Annotated in this window: 7 protein-coding genes; all 7 read left to right on the forward strand. The window is 52.3% G+C overall.

Annotated elements, in window-relative coordinates; translation table 11 throughout:
• Positions 1-932, forward strand: a 932-nt coding sequence (locus WCO56_26725; GenBank protein MEI7733194.1) for a thrombospondin type 3 repeat-containing protein, incomplete at its 5' end; no start/stop codon positions are given.
• 22 nt (positions 933-954) lie between these two features.
• On the forward strand, positions 955-7,017 hold the full coding sequence (locus WCO56_26730) for an RHS repeat-associated core domain-containing protein (GenBank protein MEI7733195.1): 6,063 nt from the start codon (positions 955-957) through the stop codon (positions 7,015-7,017).
• Between the two features lie 24 nt (positions 7,018-7,041).
• A complete protein-coding gene (locus WCO56_26735; GenBank protein ID MEI7733196.1) occupies positions 7,042-7,560 on the forward strand; it encodes a hypothetical protein in 519 nt (172 codons plus the stop codon).
• Positions 7,561-8,006: 446 nt separating this feature from the next.
• The gene (locus tag WCO56_26740; protein ID MEI7733197.1) at positions 8,007-8,591 is read left to right on the forward strand and encodes a hypothetical protein; all 585 of its coding nucleotides are present in this window, start codon (positions 8,007-8,009) and stop codon (positions 8,589-8,591) included.
• On the forward strand, positions 8,588-9,406 hold the full coding sequence (locus WCO56_26745; protein MEI7733198.1) for a PD-(D/E)XK nuclease family protein: 819 nt from the start codon (positions 8,588-8,590) through the stop codon (positions 9,404-9,406). Before WCO56_26740 ends, WCO56_26745 begins: the two co-directional genes overlap by 4 nt.
• 90 nt (positions 9,407-9,496) lie before the next feature.
• Positions 9,497-9,688 (forward strand): hypothetical protein, encoded by a 192-nt coding sequence (locus tag WCO56_26750; protein ID MEI7733199.1) that lies wholly within the window; start codon positions 9,497-9,499, stop codon positions 9,686-9,688.
• Positions 9,672-10,007: a hypothetical protein gene (locus WCO56_26755; GenBank protein MEI7733200.1), complete on the forward strand. Its 336-nt coding sequence runs from the start codon at positions 9,672-9,674 to the stop codon at positions 10,005-10,007. Before WCO56_26750 ends, WCO56_26755 begins: the two co-directional genes overlap by 17 nt.
• Positions 10,008-10,250: the final 243 nt, after the last annotated feature.

A 10,250-nucleotide genomic window follows, 5' to 3' on the forward strand; every position in this document is an offset into this window, starting at 1 on the left:
GCGAGATGACCGACCTGCTCCAAGCTCCGATAGCCTGGTATAGCAATGACTGGCATCAAATCGGACTAACCTACTCCGCCGCAGAAGATTACACGATGCTCTATATAGATGGTCGTGCTGTAGCTAAAGGTCTTGGTATGGGGGCATTAGCAGGTATCAAGAATACTGAAAAGTACGGAGTCTTCGTCGCCAGTGACCAGACAGCACACAGCATAGCCCTGGGGGAGTACGACCTTCTGACCACCTTCTATACTCTACGCGATGAGGCGAGCTATGCGTTTAACTGGAAATTACTGTCAAAGGCTGCAATGTTAGGCCCGATTACACCAGCGGAAGATCAAGCGCGACACCAACGCCTGGCAGCACTCAAGACTGGCGGACAGATAGGTGGACCACATTTTGCGCCGAGAGCGATGCAGAAGGGGCCGGGAAATCCAGGGGGTGGCACGAATACCGGCAGCGGCGAATTCACGTTCGAGACCGTTGACTATGGTACCAATGTTTATCTGTTATCGCCAGTGTATGAGGTGACCACCAACCAATCCACCAACCTGTTCCTGACCATCACCAACACCGACCATTTCACGCTCTACACCCTTTATGGCACCCCTAACTTGAGCGGTTGGGATACGAATCAAATCTGGGTGTTCCGTGGCGAGACCAATCAGACCAGTATCCAACTCACTAACCTGACTGAAACTGTGAACTTTTACCGGATTGTCGTTTACGTGGACACGGATGGTGATGGTATGCCGGATAGATGGGAGTTGGAACACGGGCTAAATCCTTTCGTCAATGATGCGAGCCAAGACGCGAACGGGGACGGCATTTCCAACCTGCAAGCCTACCGCTTGGGGCTCAATCCGCTGGTGGGCCATACGAACGACGTATCCGGCGTGATCAATCTCCAAGTCTTCACTCCGCTGAAATAACCTCAGGAACCAAGGGAAACTTATGAACCAATACAGCGACTATCAGCACAGTGCGGACTCCCAGCAACCAGGGCGTGAAAGCCAGATTCCAACACCAGCAAGCAAGCGGGCGTCATCCTGTTGGTACGCGATGCTCATAGCCCTTCTCCTGCTGCTGGGCGGAACGACGCATGCCGCCACCACCAATGTCACGGTGAAGATCTGGATGGGTGGCTGGGCTTCCTCGGGTTATGTCGAATATCCATCATTTACAGCTTCCAACGTGAATTGTTTTCTAAGCCTGGAATGCACTAACGAGAATTTTAATGGAGGTTGGGGATTGGCTCCGTACTCCGGTGTCGGTACTTCCATGACCAACACGATGACGATGGAGGTGGGCCGGGAATATCCATTTGCAATTACCAGCACTAATTGGAATACGCTTGGGGTAGTCAGTGTGGCCATATACGCGGTGGTGGATAACGATTGCTGGTTTTATCCGTTCGTTGATAATCAGTATGTTGCATATTATGGCTGGGGCAGCAACGGCACAGCCTATGTCAGTGTCAGGCGGTCGCCCTGTCCCCTGAAAATTGAATTTTCCCCGGAATGCTGCCTGATGGCCGACGGGGAATCCCAAAAATTCGCGATGATCTCACTGACCGACGGCTATGTGAGTATTGCGGACTACGGGCCAATTACCTGGTCGCTGACCGGTCCCACCCTCGGTTGCTCCATGGATTCCACCAATGGCATCATCACCGCCGGCACCACGCCCGGCACCATTACGGTGCGTGCCACCACGACCAACGGCTGTTATATTGAAGCCCCGCTGGAGGTATGTCCGGACCCCAGCAGCCAATTTGGCTCGGGTGGCTCTGGCGGAGCCGGTGGTTCGAGCGGTGGCGGTTGTTCCTCCTGTAAAAAGAACCCTGCGCCCGGCAGTGTTGCGCCGGGGTTTTGTTCGCCGCGTCCGCCCTCGGCCAACGGTTATACTCCCCCGAGCGTCACCTTGACCTTGCAAGTTGGCAGCGGTGACGAAGGTAACAGCCAGGGCGTCCTGCAACTGACGGCCAGCAGCAACCCTGCCGATCTCTACCAGCCTCAGTCCATGCGGTATAATTATGTGCGGAGTGAACTGCAGGTGAACAATGATTCGGGCAATATCGTGCAAGTTGGCGCGCCGGAAGTCGTGATGGGTTCCAGCAACTGGGCCACGGGTTTGAAGTTGAGTTTTTACGAACCCGGCCTGGCCACGCTGCAAACCAATGGCACTTATAGCTTCTACGGCGATCCGCATACCACGGTGGAAATCTGGGATGTGGATGGCTCCGGCCCCATCACCAATCAGGTGCAGGTCAAGGAAGTCCGGGGCGGCCAAACCAGGCAATGGCTCTTGGAACGGAATGCCACCGATGGCGTCTGGACCATTTCCGATGGCGATGGCAAACGCTGGGAAACCATGAACATCACCTATCCCACCACCAACCAAATGGTGGCGGTTCGGGAAGTTCGGGATAATAATAATACCCACTTGGTATCTTCCAGTACTCGCGTCTATGAGGCCGTGGGTGATAACTGGAGGCGTATCCGTGAAATTGCGGGAACCGGTTCCGCTGCGCGCACCAACCGGTTTGAATATGGTGCCAACGGGATGTTGCGCCAAGCCGAATATGCCGATGGCAACTGGCAAATCTACGAATACGATGAGTCCTTTCGCATTACCAAGACCTATTCCGCTTACCTCAACTCACCGCCAACCACCAACAGCGCCGATTGCCGGGTGCGTGAACTGAGCTATTTCGGGGATGGTTATGGGGACAGCAGCGCCGTCAGTCCCCTCTCGCCGCGCATGGTGGAAGAGAAAATTTTGGATCAAACCGTCTCGCGCACCTTTTACTCCTATCAGCCTGGTCAAACCGTTGAAGTCCGTTGTCCCACCAGTTCCGCAACGCCGGGTGATGATGGGGGGCTAACCAGTTTCACCACCTATTACACCAGCGGTTGGGTGACGGATCGGGTGGCTGCGCAACAGCGACCGGATGGCACCGTAACCCTTTACCAATACTTTACCGTTCCCGAGGCCCGTGGTTCCCTCACCAATTATTACACCAACGTAGTGATGACCGGCGTGCTTGATGCTACCTTTACCAATATCGAGTCTGGCACCAAAACCATCACCATTGCCGATGCCTTGGGCCGTCAACTCTCCCGCGACGTGTACGCCGTGCAGTATGGCCAGAGCGACCTTTTGGTGGACCACACCAGCTACAGTGAGTTTGATAGCTTTGGCCGCGCCCGCAAAACTACCTACCTTGATGGCACCTACACCTATACCGCCTATACCAACGGTGCTTGCTGCCAAAGTGTGGTGGTCACTAATCGCGAAGGCACCGTCACCGCCAGCACCTTTGATACGCTCGGGAACCTCACCGAAACTGCCGTGCAAACCCCGGCGGGCATCCTTCACACCCTGTTTGAATATGAGGCGGGTGGCCAACTGCTGACCCGCAAACGCATCGGTGCCAACAGTACCTTGATCACCGAGTTCACCGCGACCTATGACACTGCCGGGTACCAACTCTCCAGCCAGGATGCCTTGGGGCAGACAACCTATGTGATTCAGGGCGGTTCTCCACTGGTCCGCACCAATACCTATCCCGATAGCAGCACCCGGATCGAATATTTTGCCCGTGATGGCACCTTGTTGCGTGTTGAAGGAACGGCTGTCTTTGGCCGGGCCTACACCAACGGGTTCGAGGATGGCCTGTTCTTTACCCAGGAAACCAAACTGCTCGCCAATGGCCAGCTTTCCTCCGAATGGACCCGTACCTATACCGATATCTTTGGGCACACTGTCAAGACCGCGGCTTCTGGCAACCGCACCACCCTGACGGTGTTCAATGCGCTGGGCCAAGTGTCCCAAACTGTGAATGCCGACGGGTTTGCTACGTTTTATGCGTATAATCCCCTCGGCGAACAACAGGATGTGGGGCTCGACCTCAACGGCGATGGTCAGATGAATTACAGTGCCGGGACCGACCGCATTACCCGTACCGTGCGCGGCTACGGCACGCGGGATAATTATCCAGTGCGTCAAACTCAGACCTATGTCTGGAACGACCTGAACTCCGGTGCCACTTCCCTGGTCAGCACCGTCTATGGCACCTTCGATGGCCGCACCAACTGGTGGATTCGACACGGCCAGACTACTCGACAAGAAACCTATGTGGACCGCGATCAGGGCACTCGCACCGTCATCACCTATCCGCCCGCTGGAGAAGCCACCACCAACCGCTATCGCCACGGCCAACTCGAATGGGTTGGACGCGGACGTTTGGGCGAGGTGTCTTATGGCTTTGATGAATTTGCCCGGCCTTGGTTGCTCACCGATGCCCGCGCAGGCACCCGCACCAATTGGTTTGATAACCTTAACCGAGTTTGGAAAACCGCCACCCCTGCGCCTGCTGCCGGCCAAGCCAGTCAGGTCACCACCCACGAGTTTAACGAACGTGGCCAGGTCTGGAAAACCACGCTGCCCGATGGCGGGGTAATCACCAACCTCGTGGATGCTCGTGGACTGACACGCACTAACTTTGGCGCACGCACTTACCCTGCCGGCTACGGCTACGATCTCGATGGACGCATGAGCAGCCTCACCACCTTTGGCGCAGCGGGTGCAGCTACCGCCCTCTGGAATTACGATAGCGAAAGCGGTTACCTCACCAGCAAACGCTATGCCGATAGCCGTGGCACTGACTACACCTATTCGCCGGGTGGCCAACTCACTTCCCGCACTTGGGCGCGGGGTATCACCACCTATTACACCAACAACCTCGTCGGGCAAATCACTGACATTGACTATAGCGGCGGGGCTTCCAATGTGGCATTGACGCTGGACCGCCAAGGGAAAGTGAAAACCGTAGTACAAGGTGACATGATGACCACGCTCACCTATAACGATGCCGGTCAACTCTTGACGGAAAGCCATTGTGGCGGGATATTGAATGGCGTGACGGTGAGCAATACGTTCAGTTCAGCACAACGACGCGAAGCGCTTGGTGTAGCAGTTGGTGGTGGCAGCGTCTATGCGGTGAATTACGGGTATGATTCGGCCTTGCGGTTGGCCGGGGTCACCAACGGTAATCTCACTGCTGCGTATAGTTACTGGCCCAACTCTTCGCTGGTCAGCAACCTTGTTTTCAAGTCCAACGATCAAGTTCGTTTGACCACCACCAAGACCTTCGACGCGCTAAACCGCCTGACGGAAATTTCATCCGTGTCCTCGGTGTCATCTGTGGTTAAATTCAATTACACGTATAATGCCGCCAACCAACGCACCCGGATTGATCTGGCGGGTTCCAGTTACAGCGATCCCACCTACTGGCAGATCAATTACGATGCGTTGGGGCAAGTCATAAGCGGAGCACGTAAATGGTCCAATGCGGTGGCGGTGGCGGGCCAACAGTTTGAATATGGGTTTGATACCATCGGAAACCGGCTCACCTCCAAACGTAACGGACGCCAGTCGGATTATGCGGTTAATCTGTTGAATCAAATCACCAACCGGACCGTGCCGGGTTATGTCAGCCTGTCTGGTCGAGCCAATGCACAAGCCACCGTGACGGTAAACTCGCAACGTGCTGATCGTCAGGGAGACTACTTCCACCTGGAATTGCCGGTGAATAACACCAGCAATGCGGTCTGGTTGACTTTGACCAATCTGGCTGTGCTGAATCAGGGAACGAACTTGGATTTATTGGTTGGCACTACTGGCCATGTATATGTCGCCAGGACGCCAGAAGTTATTTTGCATGACCTTGATGGCAACCTTACCAACGATGGCACCTGGCATTTCTTGTGGGATGCCGAAAACCGATTGATTGAGGCTGAGACGACACTGGCTGCCGAGAATGCCGGTCATCCAAGGCAGAAACTTGTGTTTGTGTATGATTGGCGCAGCCGACGGATTGGCAAGACGGTGTATGAGTGGAGCAGCGGGGCCTGGGCTCTGGATTATCAGCGCAAGTATGTGTATGACGGGTGGAATTTGCTGGTGGAACTGGATGACAATAATCAGGTTGTTCACAGTTATGTTTGGGGGAAGGATTTGAGCGGTAGTGAACAGGGTGCGGGTGGTGTGGGTGGCTTGCTGATGTTCAATACGTATTCTAACTCCTGCCTCCAAACTTCCAGCTTCTATTGCCATGATGGCAACGGGAACGTGGCAGCCCTGGTCAATGCGGCTGACAGTTCCATATCGGCGGTGTATGAGTATGGTCCGTTTGGTGAGGTGATTCGCGCTACTGGTCCCATGGCTTTCCCGAACGCATTCCGGTTTTCAACTAAGTACATGGATGATGAGACCGGGTTACTTTATTATGGGCACAGGTATTACGGAACGAGCACCGGGAGATGGGTAAACAGGGATCCAATTGATACAAGTGGTGGAGTGAATATTTATGCCTTTGTGTTGAATGCACCTGTTTTAATAATAGATGATAATGGCAACTCACCTCAAATACCACCGCCTTCTGGCCCTCCACCCATACCAGTTCCTGGCGGTGGTGAGAATTCTACATGGGTTCAAGCTAATCCACAAGAGCCTGGAGGACGCCAAGCATGGAGGCCTGCCCCCCCAGTGAATAATCCAAGCGGAGGCCAGCCTAGTGCAAGTTGGGACAACGAAGGGCATTGGGACGTTGACGATGGCAGCGGTAATCGCCAAAGATATGACTGGCGTGGAAATCCTATTGATCCTGACCAGGCTCACAACCGCCGAAAACCCCCTGTTCCGATAAATAGTCCCAAGCCGCGATGTGGGCTCATCGGCGGCGTAATTGGAATTTTGGCAGCATCTGAGGTCAGCGCTAATGCAGGTGAAGACGAGGCTCTCGCAGATAGAGCTACATGGAGCAGTTTTACTAGATTTACCGGAAAAACTGTAGAGAATGGTGCCTGCTATTGCAATTACGTTAGAGTGCTATACAAGCCATGCAATTGCGAATACGTTTCTAGCCAAACAATAAAAGCCAAGGTTGATTGTGCCAAAAAATGTCCAAATGATCCAAGCGGCTTGTCAGCGACCATTTCAGAGAACTGGTAGCAACAGGCGAGAAGGATAAAGATTATGCGTTTTCTAACACAAGAAGACAGTTTTGAATGGTGCAAGCACCACGCTTTTAAAGTCACAGTTAGTTCAAATGGTTTGTATGAAACTCGTGACCTAGAAAGTGTTAGCTCCCATTCCATAAGGTTCTCTCCGCCTTCCGACTCTGGGAAGAAAGTGGCTCTCGCTCGTGCGATAGTCGAGCAGTGGGAGCTAAAAAGTGGAATGCTGCTGTGGGTTCAGAATTGGGGGGTATGGCCATCCTCTGGACATTTGCCATTAATGGGGCTCGTGCGGACAGCATTGGGAGAAAAAAGATCGTTGCATTTAACACCTGGGCATCTCGCTGGGCTTGAAGATAAGGACGCTGCTGTCAGTATTCTGGTGGTCAGCCTTGAGTTTTTTTGGGATTGTCTAGTTTGTACAGCCGAAGATGGGAATGCCTTTTTTACCTCTCACGATGAGTATTGCGTAATTAGTTGTCGAAGTGTTAGCGACATTAAAAAAGCAGAAAATTTATTACGCAGTGTCTGTTCCTAAATAAAATACAGATGCAGGCGAAGTGCCAACTATTTCCTGAGCACAAAAAACACCCTAAAAGTGCATTAAAATTCAAGCCCTCGCACCTCATTGGTAAGCGCACTCACTCATATAATCCGAACATCCCCTCCCGCCCCAGTTTCTCCCGATCCTTAATGGTATGATGAACTGAAGATGGTCCTAAGCCATTACCCCGCCCCCTGATACAACCGAGTGTCAGGGGGCGTTTCAGTTTAAGCCCATACCAAGAAAGGATTCGATATGTCCCCCAAGCCGGTTAGATACTTGAACACGAAATCCAACCCCACCCCTCCCACTAACCCATACAAAACAGTGGTATAATAATTTGAAGCCGGGATTCGCTTATTGAGTCCCGGCCTTTTTATTGCACTACGGGAGGGCTATTCTTCAAATCCCTCCCTCCCCCAAACCTATTCTTTCATAGATTGGGCCTTTCATTTTCACCCCCAAACAAACCCCAAAACCAAAACCCTAAACCAAAAGGAACCATTATGGCTATCATACTCGAAGCCAACTATAGCAAGAAAATCGGGCTGGCTGGTTATTCAAGTCACCAGTTCAGCGTTACCCTCAAAACCGAAATCATTGACCTCGCACAAGTTCAGCCAGAGAGCGAGCGTCTATACCATCAGTTGCAGGAAAGCGTGGACCATTCAATTCAGGACGTTGGCTGGTTACCTGAACAGAACGGCAAAACCAATGGAAGCAACGGGACTAACGGCAGCGGCAAGACAAACGGTAATGGGAGCAAACCAACGCCCAAGCCTGAGATGTGGTTATGTACGCCAAGGCAGAAAGACCTGATCCTGAAAATCGTCGAAGAAAACCAACTCGACAAGAAAGAGATCGAAGGATTGGCCCAGGATCGTTTCAGTAAAGGCGTCAAAAACCTCAATATGATGCAGGCTAGTCAGCTCATCAAAGAGTTGCTCGAAAAGTATCCTGGCAACGGCAACGGGAATGGAAACGGCCGGACCTATAATCGCATCCCTAACCGAACTGCCGCATGATCGCCTTACTTGAACCACCTCGTGCTACTCCTGAACCGAATAATGATCGGTTGGAAGAGTTGGTTAAAACGGTGTCTGCATCTCGGCTCAACCTCTGGAACAACTGCCGGCTTAAATTCTACTTCCGGTACGTGTTGCAGATCAGTAAACCCAAGACTGCTGCACTGTTCGTCGGTAGTCTTGTTCACGCTATCCTGCAATCCTGGTCTATGGCACGTTGGAAGAAAGAGCCGTTTGATCTGGAAAAGTACAAAGCCCAGTTCGACGAGCAATGGAAGGATCAACAAGCAAAGGCTAGGATTGATTGGGAAGGAGAAGAAGACAAGGAACGCGCTGGTGCCTGGAATGCCATCGAATGCTACTTCAAACAAACGCCTATTACCCAAGATGAAAAGCCGGAAGCAGTGGAAGTGTCAGTAGAGGCAGATCTGGAAAAGCATGGATTGCCTAAGCTGATAGGGGTATTGGATCTGGTAAGGGAAGGAGGAAGGATAGTAGACTTCAAAACCTGCGGTCAAACCCCTCACCCCGAAATGGTCAAACACACCAACCTACTGCAACTATCCTGTTATGCAGTGCTGTACCGGGAATGCACTGGTCATCTGGAAGGCGGGCTCGAAATCCACAGTATCGTCAAAACCAAAACGCCCAAGATCATCATTACGGAACTGCCACCCATGACTAATCAGCAACAAACCCGGCTCTTCAAAATCATCGAATCGTACCAGGCAGGCATATATCGAGAGGATTTCGTTCCAGCAGCAGGTTTTACGTGTGCTGGTTGCGAATATCTGAAGGAATGTCGCGCCTGGTAAAATGCTGACAATTGTCATCATTCGGAACCCACAACCGCCGGACTTGAGCTAACCCTTGAGTCCGGCTTTTTCATTTCACAAAAAGGAACTATGAACGCAAAACACATCATCTACGTCACGATGGATGGCGGGTTGGTCCAGGAAATCCTCAATCTCCCGCCCGGCTTTGAAGTGCAGGTGATTGACTATGACATTGAAGGGGAATCAGACGAGGACCGGATTCAAGTCAGCCCCATCAATGGCGAAGCGTGTTGTTTGACTACCTATGAAAACTCACCTTGAACTTCTGAAAGCCTTGGCGCCGGTGATTAAAAACCAGTCCAAAGCCAAACATCTGCTCGAAAAGTATTGGCAGGATAAAATCGCCTTGGTCTGGACGACTCAACAAGTTCACCGGGCAGCCAATGAAATCGAAACCGTCCTGACTGAAGCGGAAGCAATTGAAATTCTCCAAGACCTGTATCAACACCACAATCCTCAATATGGCCTGCGTTGGAGTGATCTGACCGACTATATTAAAGACAGTGACTTGGGGCGGACCTTGACCAAAGCTGAGCTGAATCGCTTCGTTTATCACGACCAGATCACTATTCGACGCTAACAACCAACCCCAACCCTAGCCGGATGCCTTTGTATCCGGCGCTTTTTGTATATATGGAACCGAACTCAATCCAACTCGCTCCTACCCGAACACTGACCGTGGAACCTAATCGAGATACCTACCAACGCCCGACTGGATCCAAACTCCGGCTAAAAGGTCGTTGGTTGGCTAATGCTGGGTTCAATCCTGGTGACAATGTTCTGGTGCAGCGTATTCCCGGCGGTCTGTTAATCCGCCTATGCC

The organism is Verrucomicrobiota bacterium (assembly GCA_037139415.1).
Lineage (GTDB): Bacteria > Verrucomicrobiota > Verrucomicrobiia > Limisphaerales > Fontisphaeraceae > JBAXGN01.